Annotated in this window: 23 protein-coding genes; 11 read left to right on the top strand and 12 right to left on the bottom strand. The window is 61.9% G+C overall.

Annotation, left to right across the window (positions count from 1 at the left end; all coding sequences use genetic code 11):
* Positions 1-161: 161 nt before the first annotated feature.
* Genes ASC45_RS07690 through ASC45_RS07680 form a run of 3 tightly spaced genes read right to left on the bottom strand, consistent with a single transcriptional unit; the run spans position 162 to position 2,319 of the window.
* Positions 162-995 carry a DUF3037 domain-containing protein gene (locus ASC45_RS07690; protein ID WP_141655757.1) on the bottom strand — a complete coding sequence of 278 codons (834 nt, stop codon included), beginning with the start codon at positions 993-995 and terminating at the stop codon, positions 162-164.
* Positions 992-1,795, bottom strand: a complete 804-nt coding sequence (locus tag ASC45_RS07685; RefSeq protein ID WP_141655756.1) for a hypothetical protein — start codon at positions 1,793-1,795, stop codon at positions 992-994. Before ASC45_RS07685 ends, ASC45_RS07690 begins: the two co-directional genes overlap by 4 nt.
* Positions 1,792-2,319: a hypothetical protein gene (locus ASC45_RS07680; protein ID WP_211263356.1), complete on the bottom strand. Its 528-nt coding sequence runs from the start codon at positions 2,317-2,319 to the stop codon at positions 1,792-1,794. Before ASC45_RS07680 ends, ASC45_RS07685 begins: the two co-directional genes overlap by 4 nt.
* Positions 2,320-2,368: 49 nt before the next feature.
* On the opposite strand from ASC45_RS07680, the gene ASC45_RS15500 reads away from it, so the two are divergent.
* From ASC45_RS15500 to ASC45_RS07665, 4 genes are all read left to right on the top strand, one after another.
* The gene (locus tag ASC45_RS15500) at positions 2,369-2,635 is read left to right on the top strand and encodes a transcriptional regulator (RefSeq protein ID WP_072243011.1); all 267 of its coding nucleotides are present in this window, start codon (positions 2,369-2,371) and stop codon (positions 2,633-2,635) included.
* On the top strand, positions 2,632-4,446 hold the full coding sequence (locus ASC45_RS07675) for a DNA cytosine methyltransferase (RefSeq protein WP_055450458.1): 1,815 nt from the start codon (positions 2,632-2,634) through the stop codon (positions 4,444-4,446). The genes ASC45_RS15500 and ASC45_RS07675 overlap by 4 nt, the downstream gene beginning before the upstream one ends.
* Positions 4,447-4,454: 8 nt before the next feature.
* Complete coding sequence (locus tag ASC45_RS07670; RefSeq protein ID WP_055450457.1) at positions 4,455-4,898, top strand: hypothetical protein; 444 nt, start codon at positions 4,455-4,457, stop codon at positions 4,896-4,898.
* 86 nt (positions 4,899-4,984) lie between these two features.
* Positions 4,985-5,572 (top strand): hypothetical protein, encoded by a 588-nt coding sequence (locus ASC45_RS07665; RefSeq protein WP_141655754.1) that lies wholly within the window; start codon positions 4,985-4,987, stop codon positions 5,570-5,572.
* Between the two features lie 148 nt (positions 5,573-5,720).
* Here the strand turns inward: ASC45_RS07665 and ASC45_RS07660 are convergent, their stop codons facing one another.
* Genes ASC45_RS07660 through ASC45_RS07640 form a run of 6 tightly spaced genes read right to left on the bottom strand, consistent with a single transcriptional unit; the run spans position 5,721 to position 10,412 of the window.
* Entirely contained in the window at positions 5,721-6,380 is a 660-nt protein-coding gene (locus tag ASC45_RS07660; protein WP_245610001.1) for a HipA N-terminal domain-containing protein, read from the bottom strand.
* Positions 6,346-6,639, bottom strand: a complete 294-nt coding sequence (locus ASC45_RS07655) for a helix-turn-helix transcriptional regulator (RefSeq protein ID WP_055450455.1) — start codon at positions 6,637-6,639, stop codon at positions 6,346-6,348. Before ASC45_RS07655 ends, ASC45_RS07660 begins: the two co-directional genes overlap by 35 nt.
* Before the next feature lie 28 nt (positions 6,640-6,667).
* On the bottom strand, positions 6,668-8,515 hold the full coding sequence (locus tag ASC45_RS07650) for a type IV secretory system conjugative DNA transfer family protein (protein WP_245610000.1): 1,848 nt from the start codon (positions 8,513-8,515) through the stop codon (positions 6,668-6,670).
* On the bottom strand, positions 8,512-9,174 hold the full coding sequence (locus ASC45_RS15725) for a hypothetical protein (protein WP_141655753.1): 663 nt from the start codon (positions 9,172-9,174) through the stop codon (positions 8,512-8,514). The genes ASC45_RS07650 and ASC45_RS15725 overlap by 4 nt, the downstream gene beginning before the upstream one ends.
* On the bottom strand, positions 9,158-9,505 hold the full coding sequence (locus ASC45_RS07645) for an ArdC-like ssDNA-binding domain-containing protein (RefSeq protein WP_055450454.1): 348 nt from the start codon (positions 9,503-9,505) through the stop codon (positions 9,158-9,160). Before ASC45_RS07645 ends, ASC45_RS15725 begins: the two co-directional genes overlap by 17 nt.
* On the bottom strand, positions 9,498-10,412 hold the full coding sequence (locus ASC45_RS07640) for an LPD7 domain-containing protein (protein WP_342665696.1): 915 nt from the start codon (positions 10,410-10,412) through the stop codon (positions 9,498-9,500). The genes ASC45_RS07645 and ASC45_RS07640 overlap by 8 nt, the downstream gene beginning before the upstream one ends.
* Before the next feature lie 27 nt (positions 10,413-10,439).
* On the opposite strand from ASC45_RS07640, the gene traI reads away from it, so the two are divergent.
* The 3 genes from traI to ASC45_RS07625 all read left to right on the top strand — a co-directional run bounded on the left by traI (position 10,440) and on the right by ASC45_RS07625 (position 13,553).
* Positions 10,440-12,704, top strand: coding sequence for a TraI/MobA(P) family conjugative relaxase (traI, locus tag ASC45_RS07635; RefSeq protein ID WP_342665691.1), 2,265 nt, complete (start codon positions 10,440-10,442; stop codon positions 12,702-12,704).
* 73 nt (positions 12,705-12,777) lie between these two features.
* On the top strand, positions 12,778-13,059 hold the full coding sequence (locus ASC45_RS07630) for a type II toxin-antitoxin system TacA family antitoxin (protein WP_055450453.1): 282 nt from the start codon (positions 12,778-12,780) through the stop codon (positions 13,057-13,059).
* Positions 13,056-13,553 carry a GNAT family N-acetyltransferase gene (locus tag ASC45_RS07625; protein WP_055450452.1) on the top strand — a complete coding sequence of 166 codons (498 nt, stop codon included), beginning with the start codon at positions 13,056-13,058 and terminating at the stop codon, positions 13,551-13,553. Before ASC45_RS07630 ends, ASC45_RS07625 begins: the two co-directional genes overlap by 4 nt.
* Before the next feature lie 119 nt (positions 13,554-13,672).
* Here the strand turns inward: ASC45_RS07625 and panD are convergent, their stop codons facing one another.
* On the bottom strand, positions 13,673-14,047 hold the full coding sequence (panD, locus tag ASC45_RS07620) for an aspartate 1-decarboxylase (protein ID WP_245609998.1): 375 nt from the start codon (positions 14,045-14,047) through the stop codon (positions 13,673-13,675).
* 396 nt (positions 14,048-14,443) lie between these two features.
* On the opposite strand from panD, the gene ASC45_RS07615 reads away from it, so the two are divergent.
* The 4 genes from ASC45_RS07615 (at position 14,444) to ASC45_RS07600 (ending at position 17,573) form a co-directional block, all read left to right on the top strand.
* Positions 14,444-15,094, top strand: a complete 651-nt coding sequence (locus ASC45_RS07615) for a hypothetical protein (RefSeq protein ID WP_055450450.1) — start codon at positions 14,444-14,446, stop codon at positions 15,092-15,094.
* Positions 15,095-15,170: 76 nt separating this feature from the next.
* The gene (locus tag ASC45_RS07610; RefSeq protein ID WP_055450449.1) at positions 15,171-15,680 is read left to right on the top strand and encodes a hypothetical protein; all 510 of its coding nucleotides are present in this window, start codon (positions 15,171-15,173) and stop codon (positions 15,678-15,680) included.
* Positions 15,661-16,818, top strand: a complete 1,158-nt coding sequence (locus ASC45_RS07605) for a carbon-nitrogen hydrolase family protein (protein ID WP_055450448.1) — start codon at positions 15,661-15,663, stop codon at positions 16,816-16,818. Before ASC45_RS07610 ends, ASC45_RS07605 begins: the two co-directional genes overlap by 20 nt.
* Before the next feature lie 161 nt (positions 16,819-16,979).
* On the top strand, positions 16,980-17,573 hold the full coding sequence (locus ASC45_RS07600; RefSeq protein ID WP_055450447.1) for a plasmid pRiA4b ORF-3 family protein: 594 nt from the start codon (positions 16,980-16,982) through the stop codon (positions 17,571-17,573).
* A 43-nt stretch (positions 17,574-17,616) separates the two neighbouring features.
* Here ASC45_RS07600 and ASC45_RS15495 read toward each other — a convergent pair.
* Together ASC45_RS15495 and ASC45_RS07585 are read right to left on the bottom strand one after the other, a co-directional pair.
* Positions 17,617-18,479 (bottom strand): IS5 family transposase gene (locus ASC45_RS15495; RefSeq protein ID WP_141655752.1). Its coding sequence is split into 2 segments (ribosomal slippage): positions 17,617-18,071 and positions 18,071-18,479, totalling 864 coding nucleotides; the frame shifts between segments, so codons are not numbered across the junction.
* A 79-nt stretch (positions 18,480-18,558) separates the two neighbouring features.
* The gene (locus ASC45_RS07585; RefSeq protein ID WP_141655751.1) at positions 18,559-19,425 is read right to left on the bottom strand and encodes a hypothetical protein; all 867 of its coding nucleotides are present in this window, start codon (positions 19,423-19,425) and stop codon (positions 18,559-18,561) included.
* Positions 19,426-19,562: the final 137 nt, after the last annotated feature.

The following is a 19,562-nucleotide window of genomic DNA, read 5'->3' as shown; positions in this document are numbered from 1 at the left end:
TCACTCCATCGAGGGGATGGAATGAATAGTAGCGAACGCTAAACATTAAAGCAATAGCGTTCGCTAGCTATTTGTCATGATTAGGGGAGACACATATAGAAACAGCTTTCGTGGGCGGAAAAAGGCCGCCCGGAGGCGGCTTCTTTCAGTGTCGGTTCAATCTATGCAGCGTTCGCCCACTCGATCACGCGCTCGGCCAGCGCGTCGACGGTGGATTCCATCTCGACATGCAAGATGGGATGCGCGCGAAACAGCACGGTATCTAGCGCGCGGTCGATTTGTTGGGCTTCTTTTTCCTTCGGCATCGGAGGGCGAAGAATGAACAGGCCTTGGCGCTGCTTCTTTCCGAAGCGAGCCGCGAATTCCATGTCGAGGACAGCATCCATCAGGTGAGTGCGGACGGTTTCGGCTCCATAGTCTGTACTCTTCAGCGTGCCAACCGCATCGCGCGTAACAAAAGGCGCGTAGACGGAACGCTTGCCGCGGGGGGTATCGAAGGAAAGAAATGGGGTGTCAGTCAAAATCTCTTCCGCGGCGAGTTGAAGTGTCTTGCGAATGCAGTCGCTCACCAGTCGTAGCGCCCCATCGTCGTCGATGCGTGTGCGTGCGTCTGCTTCCTTGATTGGAATGGCTGCTGTCACCTGCTGCTCAAATGCGGCGTTTAGAAACTCTGGAAGATTGGAGTTGTAGAACGGGCTGGGATCGGCAAACTCGATCTGTGTCGAGGGCGAACCCTCGCCCGCAAGCGCACATCGCTTCGCGACATGCGCAAGTGCGATGATGTTGGCCGCTGACTCGCCGTACAGACATTTCAATCGCCCAGGATCTTCCATTACTTTCGCATGGCGCACGCCATTTGCGTCCATGCCGGCGACACCGATATTGAATCGCTCGCTTGTATAGGGATCAGGGGTGCACCGAATAACAAACCACTGTCCAGTCTGCTGCAGATTGAGCGAAGGCTGTGTCTTCAGCAATGAATCAAACGTGTTCATATCAGTAGGCCAAGACGACTGCGAAACCAGCCAACGACTTCGTGTGAGCGTCGCCGAATCGCTTCCGCACTCGCAGTAGCGCGTCCAGTTGCTCCCACTTGAATTGCCTTGCTGAACTCGGGTTGAATCTCATAAAAGAGATCCACTAGAACTTCAGCTGCAGCGATGATGCCCGTTTTTAACCTAGGCGACAATGCCTGAATTGGGGCAAGGTCTTCGATAAGCTTGCTGCGTGCCCATACTTGTGGTTCGTACAGGCGCTCTGTGGGGAATGCCGCGCCACCCAGAATGGCTTCATGGTCGAAGATTTCGATGGATCGTGGTCCGGTGAATGCCAAATTGCCGATGTTACGGTCGCTGTTGCCCAAGAGTTGATCGGCAGCGATGATCGACGCGAATGCAGCGCAGGCATGTAGGCGCCGAGTGACTTCATCCAGTTGCTCTGGGCCGAGCGGCTGATAAATTTGCTTGGCAGTTCCCTCGAATCCACGGGCGGCCTCCAGGCTCGCAAAGGCCAGAGTGGCCTCGTCCGACCCAAGCACTGGGGCAGGAAGCACAGCGCCTTCTGAGCAAGGTACACCCAATCCACTCAGGAGGGTGCACGCAAGCGCCTCATTGAAGAGTCCAAATGGCTCGGTCACCGAAAAATGCTTGACGTAAGCCCGCCGAACTTGGCCCTGGAAGCGGATCAACGCCAGGTGGGTCTCGCGTAGACCGCCGTGAGGTGGTCGTGAGGGTGCGCCCGGCACTGGGCCCAAATAGGCATCCACCCCCAGCAGCGGTGGTACGCGAATCGTCATTTTTTCAAGAAGCCGGGAATATCTTGGTTTGCTGTGGGGGGGGTGCCTACGAAGTCGTTGGTCGACACGGCGGCCCGTGTGTTGTGGGTGGTCGAGGACTGCATGAGTTTTTCTAACGCTTCGCGTATAGCTAATTCGCCAGGGTGGAGGGCGAGGGCGTGCAATAGATCGGCCACGGCCTCGCGCTTGTCTGGGGCGACCCGATGGACTGCGAGCGCCAGTTGATCGAGGATCTGCGAGAGAGTCAGTTCATGGGGCTGGGCTTGAATGATCGGGGGCGCGCTGGAGAACCATCCATTCAGCTTGGGAATGGCGGTCACGATCTTTATGACCGTTTTTTCTGTAATGGCCTTGCCCCCGGAAAGCATCTGACGGACAAACGCTCCATCCTTGTAGCCAAGCCGACGCCCGAAGGCTGCTTCATTTCCGCCAAATTCCTCATCGATGACGCGCTGCAGTATGCGTCTTCGGCTTTCCTGAACATCTTCTTTAAGCATGCAGCGAAAGCTATCACGCAATAGCATAGCGTTCGGCCCTTGTGAAGCATAGCGAACGCTACTAATATGCGGAGCCATGGAACTTCTCGAATACATTCGTGGACCGGGTTCAAGTGCTGCCGGGCTTGGGCGAAGCCTCGGGATCGCCCCCGCGTTTCTTTACCAGATCGCCCACGGCAAGCGTAAGGCGAATGCCGCTCTGTCCCGATCAATAGAAAGGGCTACAAGGGGCGCCGTCATGCGCTGGGACCTGCGCCCAGACGACTGGCACTTGATCTGGCCCGAACTCATCGATACCGCCGGTGCGCCCGCGATCCCAACACAACAAAGACGAACTCCATGACCGAGCATCGTGAAATCCGTCATTTCCATCTCTTCTGCGGCCTGGGCGGTGGCGCCAAAGGGTTCAACAAGGCGCAGCCGCGAATCCCCGGCATCCAGGGCCGCATGCGCTGCATCGGCGGTATCGATGTCGATCCAGCTGGCATTGCGGATTTCTCGCGGCTGGCCGGTGTCCAGGGCACGGTGCTCGATCTGTTCGACCGATCGCAATACCGCGATTTCCATGGCGCCGAACCTCCTGCAGCGTGGCAAGAGGCGTCGCCTGCTGATATCCAGCAGGCCGCAGGGAATGAGCGACCACACATCGTGTTCCTGTCAGCGCCGTGCAAAGGGTTCTCCGGGCTGCTCTCGGAGACGCGCAGCAAAACCACCAAGTACCAGGCACTGAACCGCTTGACCGTGCGCGGTGTCTGGCTGATGCTCGAAGCCTTTGGCGACGACCCGCCGGAATTCGTCCTGTTCGAGAACGTGCCGCGCATCCAGAACCGCGGCGCGCACCTGCTCAGCCAGATCACATCACTGCTGGAGCAGTATGGCTATGCCGTTGCCGGCGCGCCGCATGATTGCGGCGAACTGGGCGGGCTCGGGCAATCTCGCAAACGCTACCTGCTGGTCGCTCGCCACCGGGAGAAGGTTCCCCCATTCCTCTACGAGCCGCCGAAACTGGCGTTGCGCAGCGTGGGCGAGATCATCGGCCGGTTGCCGGTGCCCGGCGATGGAATCGGTGGGCCGATGCACCGCATGCCACAACTGGCGTGGAAGACCTGGGTGCGCCTGGCCTTCGTCGAAGCGGGCTCGGACTGGCGCTCGTTGAACCGGCTGACCGTCGAAAACGGCCTGCTGCGCGACTATCTGGTCGTGCCGAAGATGCACGATGGCATGGTGACCACTTCTATATCAGCGGCCTTCGCTATCGCTGATCCCCGATTCGACGGACAGCGCAACGACTACATGCAATATGGGGTGATCCCGTGGGGACAGCCCACTGGGGCCATGATCAACGTGAAGTCCCCTGGCCAAGGCAAATTTGCCGTGGCCGACCCCAGGCACTTCGGGCCATCGAAGCACGGCAACGAATTCCGTGTGGTCCGGCGGCGAGATGTTTCCCGCGCTGTCACAGGCGGCCATGGCCCAAGCCAGTGCGTCGCCGATCCACGGGGCGGGACTGACCCGGCAAAGCTGCACAGCAAATACGAGGTGGCAACATGGGATGGTTCAGCGCGCACGGTCATCAGCGGCAGCAACACGGGGCAGGGCGCCTTTGCGGTCGCTGACCCGCGTCCTGGGCTTGCCCGCGACAAGGGCGATCATTACCTGACAGCCGGGCACTACGGCGTCACCGCCTGGGACGCCCCAAGTGGAGCCGTCTCGGCGGCTGCAGGGCACGACAACGGGCGCTGGAGTGTTGCCGACCCGCGAGAGCCTGCGTGCTGCTTTGATGTCGCGGAAGAGGCAGGAGCGCCCTGTGAAATGCCAGGAGCGAATGACAAGCTGGCGGCCAGGATCGTCGCGGAGGACAGAACGTGGCATCGCCCATTCACGACGCTGGAACTGGCCGCGTTGCAGAGCCTGGTGGATCCGGAGGAATGGCTTGAGCTGGAGGGACTGAGCGACAGCGCATGGCGGGAGCGCATCGGCAATGCCGTGCCGCCGGATGCGGCGCAGGCCATCGGCGAAGAAATCGGCCGCACGCTGCTGCTGGCCTGGGCGGGCGAGACCTTCCAGTTGTCCGCGACACCGCTCTGGGTGCGCAACATCGATATCGCAATGTCCCTGGACGTGCCGCAGTTCATCCTCGGAGATTTGTCATGAATCCAGGCATGTCCAACTCCCTGGGTCTTGTCATGGCTCTGCGCATGCGGCGCGCACAGATTCAGACCCACTGCACTGACCAAAGGACCGGCGTCATGACAGCTTCAGGTGGCACCTACCTCAATGAGACTGAACGCCGCGCCGCCGCAGATTGGCTGCGTGGTCAGCTTGACCGTGGCGAAATTGAGCCCGATCTGGCGGCGTACTTCCTTGCACGCCTCGAAGACCTGAAGTCTCCCTTGATTCGCTTTGCCCCTCTGGGAGTAGGCGAAGGCCCGTTTTTGACCCCTGACGAGCGAATGCGACTTGCGGTCGAAATCAGGCAGGAGCTGACTGCGGGAACGCTGTCGGCTGACTCCCAGAAGGCGCAGTTGCTTCCCGCGCTCGAGAACGTACTCAGTGTCCCCTTTGTTTGGCGATCAGACATCAAGGATGCCAACGACCATGGCTAAACCTAGTCTCAATGGCAGGTCGTTGCCAACAGCAACGGGTAAATATCTGAAGCCTTGGATATCCACCGGTCGGTGCCGCCGCCGTGGTGCTGCGCGCCACAGAGAACATGCACCGGCAGGAATTCAGTCTGGAAGACGCAGCGGCGACCGTGCTGCGTCTGGTGGAGGCCGGGATGTCTCCGCCCAGCATCGCCAAGGCGCTGGCCCGCCGGGAATCCTGGGTGACTGGCATGCTTTCCCTGGCCCGCAACCCGCTTGCACGCGACCTGGCGTCACTTGGACGCCTGCAGTCAGTCTCGGCCTGGGAAGAGTTCTCCTCGCTCGACGCTGCTCAACAGCGCGGCATCGTCGAATCCAGCGATGTGATCACCGTTGCGCGTTGCGAGGCGGCGCGCAAGGCCTGCCAACAGCAGTCGCAGAAGCGACAGCAAAAGCTGCTCGATGCACCGCCGCAGGCCACGCACCCCACACCCGCTGAGGCACCTGACGAACAGGGAGCCAAGGACGTGTCTGAGGAATCGAGCGAGCCCGTGCTGAAGGTGCGTGTGAGCGCTGCACTGTACCGAGCCCTGAAGCAGATCAGCGAGCAAGAGCACCGCTCCGAGGAAGATGTCTTGCGCGAGGCGCTGGACGCTTGGTTTGCCACCCACCCGATCGCAGCCAGCCATGTCTGACGCACAAAGCCTGTATGACAGCATGGTCGGCGAAGCCCACAAATTCGCATCCGTGAGCACGCTCAGCGTCGAAGACGTGCGCCAGACGCTGTATCTGATGTGCCTGGAACGCGCAGCCGGTATCGACGGCTACAACCCACTGGTCGGTTCAGAACGAGCGTACATCATGGGCCGCATGTGGGGCCTGGTGGAGCGCTGGCGTGCGATGCGATCTCTCGAAGACGAGGAAATGGAATTCATTGGCGGCCAATCCAGGGTATTGATCGCCGCCCGATTTGACGATCAGATCAGCCGCAGTGGCAGTGGATCTGCTTGCTGGGGGCAGCGGCCTGTCGGCGTCAGGAACCATGACTTTTGGCTGAACGCCGGAGATTCCTGAATCGACGTACTGATCAACCAGGAAGGCGAAGACCTCGGCGGATGATCCGGCCGTCAGAATCTCGCGCAGCCCGATCTGAGCCGACCTGCCGCGCCCAGGCGTGTTCGGCTCACTGAAGCGCAACCTCCCGATCTGGTGATCGCCCGTGATGGCAAGCAGGCGCATGTCGTCAACGGGGCCCTGCTTTGCCATGCGGCGCACAAGCTCCTGTGCCAGCCAGCCTTCCGGCCTGTTCATCGTGAAAATAGGGGGCAACACGTTGCCGCTATAGCTCTGCGCCCGCAGCGGCATGGTCAGCGAAATCTCACACGACAGGTCGACGCCGCGGTTGTAATTGAAGACGTATTGCGATTCGCGGCGCAGATGGCCTGCATCTCCCTGTGGAGTGGAGACTTCAAGCTCTTTCGTCTTCATCACCGAAATACTCATCGAGTCGATCCAGTTCGGCACGCGGGTCGGCGATCAGTAACCCCTTTCCCAACGCGGCGAGAGCCGCAAACACGGTATAAAGACCCACGTTGCGGCCCGCTTCCAAGGCTACGATGGTCTGGCGCTTGGTGCCGATCTGCGCAGCGATTCCGGCCTGGCTTTTGCCCTGGGCCTTGCGCTCGGCACGGAATGCGCGACCGAGGTCCTGCGCATTCAGCGATGGAAGTTGACGCACTTGAATGTCCTTCATATAGGACATTTTTGTGCTTTCCAAGTAATTTGTCCATTTATTTTGACATTCTTCCCGTCGATGTCGCCGCCCCGAGTTTGATGCGCTCAGCCAGCGCCGCGTCCTGGTAATACTTGATCTTCTGGCAGTACACCGGGGCATGACCAGCAACGAACACAAGTTCGTCGTCTGGGGGCAGGCGCATGCATTCGTCGGGCGTGAGCAGCGGGCGTTGCACGATCTGCTCGTTGGTGTTGACGTTCTGCAACAGCACGGCAAGCCGGTTGCCGCTGTATTGCCGCTGGGTATGGCTGACGGTGGCCTGCCCGGCCATCTTGGACAGCAGCTCGGCCGTCTCGATCTTGTTCGGGGCGTAGGCCACGCGAATGTGGCAGTTGCTGATGATGGATTCGTCCTTGCCATAGGCGGCAAAGAGCTGGCTCAAGTCCTGCACGATGAGCAGCGCCTTGAGGCCGTAACCGGCGATGAAGGCCAGGGCCTCCTGGAAGATGTCGAGCTTGCCCAGGCTGGGAAACTCATCGAGCAGAAGCAGGAGGCGATGGGGATAGCGACTCTTGCTCGCCCCGCCCGCATCGAAGTCCATGCCTTCGGTCAGGCGCCGCACCACCTGGTTGATCACCAGGCGCAGCAGGGGTTTGAGCCGGTCTTTGTCGCTTGGCGGCACCACCAGGTACAGCGCCGTCTTGCGGGCCTCCTTCTTGCCGTTCACGTCGGCGCCACCCATGATGCTCTCCAGCGTGAAATCGGAGACGCGGGTGTTCTCGGCGACGATGGGGTCGCGGTAGAGGGAGAGAAAAGACAGGGCGGTGGAGAGCACGCCAGAGGCTTCGTTGGGCGCCTTGTTGAGAAACGACTGGCTGGCCTGCGCGACTGCGGCCCAGCCGGTGCGAGCATGGGGGTCGGTGCTCTGTGCCCCCTTCTCCAGCGCCACGTCGCGAATGTAGGTCATCACGGCCTGCGAACCTTCCATCGGCTCAGCATCTTCAGACTGATTGCGGGCGGCTGCCTCCTTGGCGATCTCGCGAATCGGGCCGCCGTCGGAAAGAATGGCCTGAACCGTGTGAAGGCAGCGCAGGCGGGCTTCAGGCCCTTTGCCGTCCCAGTAAAGGAGAACGAACAACACCACCCCCGTCATCAGATCGAAGCCGGTCTTGGCCCAGTGGTCGTTCAGGCCCTTGCCGTCGGGATCGACGATCATGGTGGCGATGTTCTGCACATCCTTCACCAGGTTGCCATCCATGCGGATTTCCTGCAGGGGATTGAACCGCGCGGAATCCGGCGAGGTCGGATCGAACTTGATGGCCCGGTGCCCCAGCACCTTCTCGCGGAATCCGCTGGTCAAGGCCCAGTTCTCACCCTTGATGTCATGCACCAAGACGGATTGGTCCCAGGCCAGCAGGGTCGGTATGACAATGCCCACCCCCTTGCCGGAGCGGGTGGGTGCGAACACCATCATGTGCTCCGGCCCTTTGTGCCGCAGGTAGCGCACATGCTGTCCATCGTTCCAGGCGCCGAACAGCACCCCGCCCTTGTTCTTGTCGTCGGGCAGGATGCCAGCGGCTGCGACTTCGGTGTCTGTTGCCCAATGCGCCGAGCCGTGCAGGTCGTTGCGCTCGGCATCGGCCTTGCGCGATCGGCGGTAAGCAATGCCGACGGGCAACACCAGGGAGAGGAAGCCGCCAACACCCATGATGAGGTGGGCGCGTTCCAGAATATCCAGCACGGCCTGGCCGTACTCGATGCGGTTGTATTTGAAGGTCCAGATCAGAATGTCGAATGGGGCATACAACCACGGCGGGACCATCGGCTCGCCCAAGGCCGCGCTGAAACCGAAGCCCCACGCGGCATACTCGGTCGCAGCCCAAGTGGACAGCACCACGATCATGAGGAACAGACCCAGACCTGTCCAGACGAAGCGGGTGGCGCGTCGAGCTGGTTGCCATACAGCGCGTTGTTGACTTCGCGCTTGTGCACTTGACGCAGTGCGCCCTCCTCCGTCGGCCCGTCGGCAAACCCCAGAGACTGCTTTCCGTCGAACACTTCCCATTGCCGCCCGTGACCCGGCCCGAGCTTGACTGCGCTGGCTTCCGCGCGGAACTCGGCAAAGGTCATCTCGTGGGGCGCCTTGTGGCGTGCCTGTTCCTGCTCCCCGGATTGCGGTCTGGCTGGTTCATTCGCGCCACGAACCGCCACAACACGAAGGTGCGCATGCTCTGTGGCAAGGCGCTCTTTCGCTGCGGCGTCAAGCAACCGGGCCGCCTCCCTGGGCGCGACGCCAGCCGTCCCCGGCACAGGGACATCATCCCAGCCACTCTCGATGACGAGCCCCTGTGCAGCGGTCTTGGCGATCAGGATTTTTTCGACTTCAGACTTCCCGTATGTGAACTCGCCGCCCCTGCTCTTGTCCTTGGTCAGGACGAATGTTTTTTCATAGGAGCCCGTCGATGCCTTGAATTTCCAGCCATCCTCCTCAAGGGCTTCGCGCAGCGTCGGCGGTCTGGGTGCGAGTTCGTGCTGGGGTACTTGGTCACGCACAGCGGGCAAGTCGATGGAAACCGTGCTCCTTCCAGAGTTCGACGGGCATGCCTCGCTCGCCTTTTTTCACGCGGCCACCCAACGCGTTGATCTGCTTGACCGTGCCATAGCGCGGATCGACGTAGCCACGGTCGGCCTGTTCCAGCAGCAACATGAGGCGGTTACCACCGCGGTATTCGCGGCCGGTTTCCATATTCCGGGGCAGACCCTGGCCGACCCAGGGTTTATTCCAGGGGATCTGCCCCTGCTCCAGCGACTGCACCAGTTTGGTGGTCAGTTCTTGGCGCAGGTCGCGCGGGGGCTTGGCAGCGGCCGCCTCGGGCTTGGTGTTCTCAGACATGCTCGGCCTCCGTTTCGGTGTCGTCGATGTCCGCGCCCAGCGCTTCAGCGGCTGCGCGATCGGGCGCTTGGAGGATCACGAATTCAGTCGAGTCGTCTGTCGGTTCGGTTGGCAGGGTTTCCTTCTCTTGCTCCTGGCGCTTTTCCAGCTCTTCGTCGATGTTGCGGGTGCGCAGTTGCTGCTGCAGCTGCGCACGCTCGGCCTCGATCTTGGCCCACATGCGCTCGGTGACACGTTCGCCCAGTGGGGTGAGGTGATCCTTGTCATCGATGAGCTGGGTCTGTTCGTCATGGCCCTGGAGCTGGGCGCGCTGCCCAGGTGTCAGAGGCTGGTAGCGCGAGGCGCGGTCCAGACCGTCCCAGCCATGGTGGTCGAGCTTGGTTAGCAGCGCTTCGGCCTGCATGAATTGGGCATCGACCGCGTAGGTACGGCTATCGTCGCCGCGGCTGACGCGAGCAGGCTCAACGCTTCCTTTCCCGACCGCCGGAGCCGTCAGACGAACGTCTTCGGCCAGCTCGTCGCGTTGCATGGCCTGGAGACGCCCAGCCTGCCAGGTGTGCTGCAGATCGGGGTTCTGCACTTTCAGACCCAGGCGTCCAGCGAGTTCGGCTGCGCGTTCCTGGAACTCGCGACTACCGGTGAGCTGCAGCCCCTTGTCCATGTCGAATTTCTGTTCGGCCAGGCGCAAGGCGGCCTCGATTTCACGGTCATCGACCTGATAGAGATCGACGCGCTCGCCGTGATCGCTCATGACCCGCTCGCCGTCGCGGGCATAGTGCACCGACTTGGGCGGTCCATCGTCGATGTCGTGGGTCAGGCCTTCAAGAGCTTCGGGCTCCAGCGCGGCCGTGCGCTTGCCGCGAATACTCTCCTGCGCAGGGTCGCGGGCATTCTCCTGTTCCAGCATGCGGGCGGCCACGGGATCGCGCTCGGCATGCGGCTCCAGGAACTCGCGCAGCGTCGGCACCATGGGCAGCCCGCTGGCCAGCGTCTTACGCTCTGCCATCTGCGACTTTTGCAGGTGCTCGATCTGTTTTGCAGCCTCGAAAGCATGCAAATCGAGGTCGCCGCGCTGTTTGACGATCTCGGCGCGCTGCTGCGCGAGGCTGGCGAACAAATCCTCTCTTGCCGCCAGATGCTTCACGTTCAGGTCTTGCCACGCCTTGGCGCGTGTCTCCCGAGCGGGCCGCGCCGCTTCGCGCCAGGCGTCAAGCAGGGAGACTTGGCCGCGGCCTGCGACTCCACCGCTGAACGATGCTTCAGCAAGGGCCGCTTCCAAGGCAACCCCGTCTATCACGTCGCCATCACCTGGCAAGAGGGAGAACACCCGACTGCAAAGCAGGCCGAACACGCCTGCAAGCAAGTCATGAATGCTCTGGGATACGGTGAGCATCAGGCCGCATGGGCCACCCACCGCGACACCGACAATGATCATGTGCACCTGGTCATCAACCGGGTGCATCCAGAAAAATTCATTGCCGTTCAGCCGCCGTTCAAAAAAGACTATTTCATCCTCGACCGCTGCATGCGCGAGCTCGAACTGGAATTCGGCTACGCCCGCGCGAATGGCCCTTATATCACCCTGGACACCGACCAAGGGCCGACCATCGTGCGCATGAGCCGGGCCGAACGGAGAATGCGGGGGCTGTTGAAAGAGGAGGGCAATCCACGGCTAACACGAAGCGCCACAGCAGCCGAATACAGGCTGGGCACTGATTCCTTTCAGTCCTGGGTTGCCGCCCGCCCTTCCCAAGACCTGCGTGCCGTCGTGCAGGCTCCCGGCGCCACCTGGGCGGATGCTCACCAGGCCCTGGCGCAGCACGGCGTCACCATCCAAACCAAAGGCTCCGGTCTGGTCGTCACCACCCAGCTTGACGACGGCCGCATCCTGGCCGCCAAGGCTTCCCAGTTAGGTCGCTGGGCCAGCAAATCCGAACTGGAAAAGCGCCTCGGCCCCTTCATCCCAGGCCCGGAACTGCCGCCGCAAAAGCCGGCCCCTTACGCGCTATACGTCAAAAACAGTATGCACCAGGGCCACAAAACAACGGGCAAACAACCCAAACGCGATCCTGACGAACGCGCCCTTCGCAGACAGGCCCGTGCCGATGCGCGCGCAGCGCTCGCTGCTCGCTTCGAGGCCGAGCAAGCGGCAGGGCGTGCGCAGCGGCCTCAGCAACGCGCTGCCTTACGCATCCAACACCAACAAGAACGCAAGGAACTCACCGCGCAAATGCGGCAGGAGCGCAAGGCCCTGCCCGAGCAGGCGAGGCAGCAGGGCCAGCCGCTGGCCGTGGTGCAGTCGCTGTGGGCACTGCGGGCGGCGCAGGAGCGCGAAGCCTTGCAGAAGCGCCAGGCGACAGAACGCAAGGCGCTCTCAGCCAAGCTGCCTAAACAGGAAGTCTGGCGCACATGGCTGGAACGTGAGGCCGCACGGGGCGATGAAGCGGCGCAGGCCGCGCTGCGCGGGATTCGCTACCGCGAGCAGCGCAACAAGAACAAAGCGGTGGACGGCATCGAGGGCGAAGAACTCGACCCGCTGCGCAAGCTCACGCTGGCCGGGCTGCAAGCGCAGATCGACCAGAAACGGCAACTGGTGCTGTACCGGGGTTCAGATGGCCGGGACAAGTTCACCGACACTGGCCCGCGCATCGTGATGCACGACAAGAGCGACGAGAGCCTGGAAGCGGCCTTGCGCATGGCGGCGCAGAAGTTCGGCGGTAAGGTGGACATCACCGGAAGCGCCGAGTTCCGGGAGCGGGCCGCCCGGCAGGCGGTGCGGCTGGGGATCGAGGTGACGGATGCCGACTTGCAAGGCGTGGTCAAGGATGAGCAGGTGCGGATGCAGAACGAGGCGAGGGGGTTATCCCCATCGGCTGTGGAGAAGTCACGGCCCGAAGTCGCCAAGCCCTTGCAACCACAGGCGGGAACTGGTCTGCCTCAGAAAGAGGCAGCCGATCCCGCCGTGCAAGCGATGGAGCGTGCGCTTGATGAGTGGATAGGCGGCGACCATAGCGCCGGGCCAGTGAAAGCATTCATCGCCGCGCATGATCGTGCCGTGCAGCAAGGGCGAGAGGGCCGGGAGTTGGTTGCGCTGGCTGTTGGCCGGGCGCTCTCAAGGCGCGGTGACGATGCAGGGCCAGCCATCGCGCAGTTCAACGATGCCGTTGGCAGGCAGCGCGAGAGGGAGATCGGGAGGTGAGCCGGAAACGCCGAGATTCCCGCCTTGGCTTGTACGGCATTCTGCCGTATGATTGCATCAGGAGGACAAAGCCATGCCCGTCACCATCTCTACCGCCCGTCTGGAAGCCCGAATCAGCACCGATCTGCATTCGATGCTCAAGCGTGCCGCCGAGATTCAGGGGCGCACCATGACTGATTTCGTTGTGTCTGCCGTGCAGGATGCCGCGCAGCGCGCGATCGAGCAAGCTGAAGTCATTCGCCTGTCTCTGGCCGATCAGGAATGTTTCGCACAAGCGCTGCTGTCGCCGCCGAAACCGGCCCCTGCGTTGGAGCGTGCCTTCGCTCGCCGTAGCAAGCTCCTGCGCACGGAATGAGCCGAGCACCGTACCTACTCTCGCCGCTCGATGCAGGACATGACCGCGCCGGTTTCCATAGCGATTCGGATCCGCTGAATCGCTACCTGCGCGAGCAAGTCACCCAGGACATTCGCCGTCGCGTAGCCGCCTGTTTCGTGGCCCTGGCGGACGGGCAGCGTATCGTGGGTTACTACACCTTGGCATCGGCAAGCCTGCTGCTCGCCGATCTTCCGGCCAGCACCGGCAAGAAACTGCCGCGCTATCCGACCGTGCCCGCCGTTCGCATGGGCCGCTTGGCCGTCGATCGAGCATTCAAAGGACAAGGTCTTGGCGGAGCTCTGCTGGCCGATGCGCTCGACCGTGCCACCCGTTCGGAGATTGCCGCCTTTGCGCTGATCGTCGACGCCAAAGACGAGGCGGCAGCAGCGTTCTACCGGCATCATGGCTTCATTGCCTTGCCAGCCTCGCCGCTTACTCTGTTCTTGCCGCTGACAACTGTCCCGCGTTCTTGAAACTCGTCGTTCCGGCGCATGCGCCAAATATCTGACGGCTGTTCTTGAGGAAAACGACCCTGCGCTATTGGCCACAGCCTTGGGCGACGCACCCGGTGCACTGGCCGCGCTCACCAGCCTCAATCCTTCATCATCTTGATGCAGTTGTTCTCGCCGAGCAAAGCGATGCGTGGGTGGAATGCCCGCGCCGTGGCGTCATCCATCGGCGCGTAGGCGCAGATGATCAGTACATCGCCGACAGCGGCATGGCGGGCCGCAGAGCCATTGAGGGTGATACGGCCACTGTGTTCGGTTTCGGCGATGGCATAGGTGCTCAGACGTGCGCCGGTGGTGACGTTGTAAATCTCGATCTGCTCACCTGGAAGGATGTCGCAGGCATCCAGCAGTGCCTGGTCGATGCCGCACGATCCCTCGTAGTGAAGATCAGCTCCGGTCAGCGTGGCGCTGTGCAGTTTGGCGCGCAGCATCACGCGCATGGGTGGAAGTGGTTTCATCAGCACAGCATAGTGCGTCGTTATCTCGGTTGATTTGGGCATCGTTCCGTTTACTTCCGAAGTCGTCCGGGCACAGTCCGAAGCCGTCCGGTTGGCGTTCGGATCTCGAACTGTGGACAAAATCCTTGCAAGGTAAGGGTTCGTCTGACGTTTTCCGACCGGCCTGCGGCCCGTCTCCAAACGCACACGAACGCCACTTGGTCAGGCTCCGCCCGACACCCGACTGCAACCGACCGGTCACCGGCGCGCTCCGATCTGCTCCCGATCGTTTCCGACGCGCCACCGAACGGCCTCCTACCGGTTCTCCGCGGTTCCCTTGTCGCACACGGCGCGGGCCGCCCCGCAGAGTCCAGGCATCGGCCCCACTCCCTGCGGGCCGCAACACTGGAGAAAAACATGAGCGAGAAAGACGATAAGCCAGATCACGTCTTCGACGCCCAGGCCGCCTACGCGCAACTCGGCGCCGTGTCGGCGGCGCTGCTGGCCGCCCGCCGCGCCCGCCAGAGCGCCAAAGCTGCGGCTACGGCACGGCAGTTCGCGCTGAACACCGTCCGCAGCCTTGAGCCCGTCATCGTTGGCATGTTCGAGGATGGTGCGTCTGTGAACGAGGTTCTGGCGTTGATTCAGTCCCACCTTCCTGCCGTGCCTTCTGCCGATCTGCGCTATGCGCTCGCTTATATCCGCGAGCGGCACCGTCTGCATGATCTACCGAACGCCGCAGTGACCCGCCCAGCTGGGGACGTTGCGAGAGCAAAGCCGAAACCAGCCGCCATGCCGCCAAAGCAGGCGGAGCGGAAAGCGCAATCCAAGGACGCCCCACCAAAGACAGCGGAGGGCACGGCGCCTGCAGCAGCTCCCGCACCAAAGGCGCCCAGCGCCGAGGGCAAACCGACCCAGCACTCGACGATTCCCAGCGCCCGGCTGCCCGATTGGGCCGACTGGTCGGATTTGATGCCCGGCGAATCGGACGACGACTACATCTTTCGCAAGTCGCTGGAGATGCCGCCTGAGACCCAGCGCAAATTCATCGGCGAGCACAACCGCTGATCGCCGGTGCCACCGGTCGCTTCCGGGGGCGTTCCCCGGCTTACCTCTGAAAGGCAGCAACTCAGAGCAAGTGTTCATGGAGGCTCTCGGCAGTTTGCCTACCGAAAACGAATGGAAGGAAATCCGCTCACTTCTGGGTATCTTGCAGAGGGCCGGATTTGAGGTGGACGACCCGACCAATGCGCCGCATGTCACGCTGTTCGCCTGGGGTTGGGCGCGCAGTACGCCTAGGGCGGACGTATTGGCTGCGGTGAAGGCAGCGGTGCTGGAATCGGGACGGGGCGATGCAGTGCAGGTGGACTTGAACCCGATATTGCAGGGGTTGCGTGCCCTGCAAGATGCTTCAGCGCGCCCGGTGGCGGTGAAGGTTGATGACTCCGTGGTCAAGTCCGCCGTGTCGGAAGCCTTGCGCGAGCCGATCTCGCTGGCCTCAATGGCGGTTCTTGGTGTGGTCATTGCCGGATCGCTGTTCATCGGCTCCTGGTGGGGCAAACGGCAGCTGGAGCCTACCGTTCAGATGCAGCAGCAGATGATTCAGAAGCTGACCGCGACCAGCCCGCACGCCGATGAGCACGCCCGGAAGTAGCCGCTGGGCGCTCGCCACACCGGGCGCTGTTGCGGCCGGCGGTGCCTGGCTGCTCGGCGGTGGCAGTTTGCTGGGGCCAGCGTGTTCACTTGTCCTGCCGGTTCTCGTCGCCTGTCAGAGCAAGTGGTGGAGGCGATTGACCGTCGCCCTGGCTTATTACTTGACAGGATGCTGGCCCATCGTCAGCGCCGTGCTCGGCTACTGGGGCGCACAACATGCGGGGTTTGCCATCGCAGGCTGGCTGACTGCGTCCATTCTGCTTGCGCTGCCATGGGCATTGCCATCACGCCGTGGCGGACTGCTGGCGGCATTGTTGCTGACGGCTCTACCCCCTCTGGGGGTTATCGGATGGTTGTCGCCGATGAACGCGATGGGGGTCTTGTATCCAGGCAGCGGATGGCTCGGCGTTGTGGCACTGGTGGCGCTCGTCGGGACGTTACCGGCGGCGGCGCGGGGCAGGCGTTTCGGACTGAGCGCTGTTGCCGGGCTTCTGGCGACGGGTGCCTTCATGAACGCGCTGGCTTGGTCTGTGATCCACCCTACAGCGCCTGAGGGCTGGATAGGTGTTCGGACGTTTATCCGGCCTGGCAATGGAAACGTCCTGGCGGATATTCAGAATAACCAGACTGGCATCGGTGCAGGACTGCAGCAAGGTGCAGGAGCGCGGGTCGTGGTTTTCCCCGAAGCGATCTTGCCGGACTGGTATGCCGGTACGCAGGCGCAGTTTGCGGCTGCGGTACCGCGTGCGCAAGTCTGGCTGCTGGGTGTGCAGGCCGGTGCGCACGATGCGGTGGTGCGGGTTGAGCACGGCCGGGCTGATTCCGCACCCGTTGCTGTGGCTGCCGGGCTGCTGTTGGGTGGTGACTGGCAGCCCTGGAATCCGCGCACCCTGCACCCGGCATGGTGGCAGCAGGTGTTTGATCTGGATGGGCAGCGGGTTTGGGCGGCGCTCTGCGTGGAGCAGGTGCAACCATGGACATGGCTGGAGGCGTTGTGGCAACGGCCTACTGTGATCCTGGCGCAGTCCAATACTTGGTGGGCCACGCCAGGGAATGCAGCCCCTGCGATTCAGGAAGCGAGCACGCGGGCGTGGGCGCGGTTGATGGGAGTGCCGGTGGTGACGGCGGTGAATCGGTAGTTCTGTCGAATCAGGCCAGCACTGCCATCAGACACACAATTTGTAGAGCTTCCACGGCTTGCATTGCGCGAGGAATTTTTCTGTGCATCTCCAAAGCACAATCCAACTCCCGCACACCGCGCAAAGGCACAATATCAAGCACTGACCACATGAGCCTAGCTATGCTGCCCGCAAAGACCACCAGTCGCCGCGCACCCGCCAAGAGCATCTATCAGCTGCACATTCAGCTGCTCTATATCGAGCCGAGGGTCTGGCGCCGGTTTTGGGTGCCTGGTGCCATCACTCTGGCGGGCTTGGATCGGGTGATTCAAACAATCATGGGGTGGACGAACAGCCACCTTCACGAATTCGAGATCGAAGGGCAGCGCTACGGCATGGCTCTGGATGAGTACCCGGTTGACAAGCCCGCCAAGCTCGACAAGGACTTCCGCCTGGCTGATCTGCTGGGCACGAGCATGCATAACTTCATCTACACCTATGACTTCGGCGACGATTGGTGCCATGTCGTGACCGTGGAGCAGCTTCTCAAGCCCGACCCCGAGTACAACACTTGGCCGCAGTGCCTGGAAGGGCAGAATGCCTGTCCACCAGAGGACGTGGGTGGGCCTCCTGGCTACCTCAGCTTTCTGGAGGCTGTTCTCGACCCGACCCATGAGGAACACAAGGCGATGCGTCGGTGGTTTGGTGGCCCATTTGATCCGGCTGGATTTGACGTCAACTCTGTGAACATCGCGCTGCGGGATGTGCTGGGCTAAGGCTACGCTGAACGCGGCGGGCTGTTCAGCGTAGCCTTAGAACCTATCCGTAAATAATGTTGACCTTGAGCGGCACTTTCCGAAACGCGATGATGGCTGCGGCGAGGTGGTTGAGTGCGAGGAAGCTGCGCTCGAGCTTTTCGTAGCGCACGAGTAGCTTGCGGAATCGGTTGAACCAACTATGGCAAACCTCGACGACCCAGCGCCGGGCCTTCTTCTTCGGGTCGCGCCGCTTGATGTCCGCTTCCCTGCGACGGTCGACGACGTGGGGGATATAGCCGTGCTTGTCATTGGTGCGCGCATTGTCGGCACTGCGGTAGCCGGCATCGGCGCACAGATGCTTGTGGCGCCTCGTCGGCGGACTCTCACGCTTGACCCTGATGGCACCCAGGACTTCGTCCAGGCGTTTGCCATCATTGACGTTCGCCCCGGTCACGATGAGCGACAACGGGACGCCACGGCCGTCCACCAGCAGGTGGCGCTTGCTCCCATTTTTTTCCCCCGGTCGGTCGGGTTCGGCCCGACCGCTTCTTGCGCCAATGGCGCCTTCATCATCGCACCGTCCACGCTCTGCCATCGCCAGGCGATGCCCTGCATGTCGTCGTATTCGGCCAGGCCCGCTTTCCACAGCGCTTCGAAGAAGCCGGCCCTCTCCCATTCCAGGAAGCGTTTGTGCACGGCGCTGGCGCTGCCGAACCGCTCCTTGGGTAGTGCCTTCCACTGACAGCCTGTGCGCAGCACGTACACGATGGCCTCGAACACCTGCCGTGCCGGCTTCGGCGGTCGGCCCGCGCCAGGCTTGCGTCGATAGATCTTGTCCGCCGGCACGGCCCGCTGCGGAATCAGCGGCTCCACTCGCTCCCAGAATGCATCTGTCACAACCCACGACGCAACCCGCTTGGCCACCGTATCGCTCCCACGCCGCACACGCCACGACTCGAAGCGTCATTTTATCTATTTACGGATAAGTTCTTAGCCCATCACCTCAGAATTCCCGCTCCAGCATCACCCAAGTGGACCATTGCGGATGCGACGTACCTTGTTGAAATGACGCCTGTTCACCAAGGGCCAGCAGCCATTGTTGTGTGAGGTGGTAAGCAATTTGTGGCATCACACTTCCCTCCATACCCCGCCGTCCGTCGTCCATGACCAACTGGTTGTCGACTTCCACTTCCACTTGCGCAGCATAAGCAGTCCCTATGGCATGCCCCAAACTGGTGTTGAGGAACCAGCCACTGGCGATACCCGTCCCGATGCGTTGGGTATAGCCAGCCTCTCCCTGGGTGAACCAGGGATACCAGAGCTGCGCCCACATCACCTGAGCCGTCACCGCATTGCCTTGCCCCGGCAGCACACTTGGGCGCGGGTCGGCCCAGTACTGGCCTTCCACTTCGGCCGTCAATAGGCTGGCACGCCCCTCGCTCAAATCACAGGTATGCAAAGCCGCAAACTTCAATCCCGCTGCGACGGGGCCAAACGCTCCATTTCCACGCCCGAAAGGCGCGTTCGCGGTGTAGGCTGGAAGATCGAGCTCCATGCCCAGACGCTCACTGAACTGGCCCTCGATCTCAGGGGAAAGCGTCAGCGACCGTGGCGTGCCATTGGTGTTGGTCTGGGCAAAGACATAGGCCGCATTTTCTAACCATGGTTCCTCGATCCCGATGGCTTTGGTGATGTAGTCGTCCACATCGCATGGCTGCACCGACCATGACTGCGCCTGCGCTTGCGCGCCGAGAAACAAGCCGCCCACACAAGCTAAGCCTCGGGTCCACTGGATGATTCGCATTGCCGCTCCATCAACGTAATGCGAATCATTGTTATTCTGTAAAGGCGATTCGTCAATGCAGGACATGTGTCGCAACGTAACGAAACATTGCGCAGTCCTCATCGGCTCGCTTTTTGCGGAATGGCATCGCCTCACAAACCACAGTTTTTGAGACAACGCCATCGAGACGGCCAAGTCCATGAGTCAACGGCCGGCCCTCTCGC

Origin of the sequence: Thiomonas bhubaneswarensis (assembly GCF_001418255.1) — a bacterium.
Lineage (GTDB): Bacteria > Pseudomonadota > Gammaproteobacteria > Burkholderiales > Burkholderiaceae_C > Thiomonas > Thiomonas bhubaneswarensis.
This window is presented reverse-complemented; position numbering and strand designations above follow the sequence as displayed.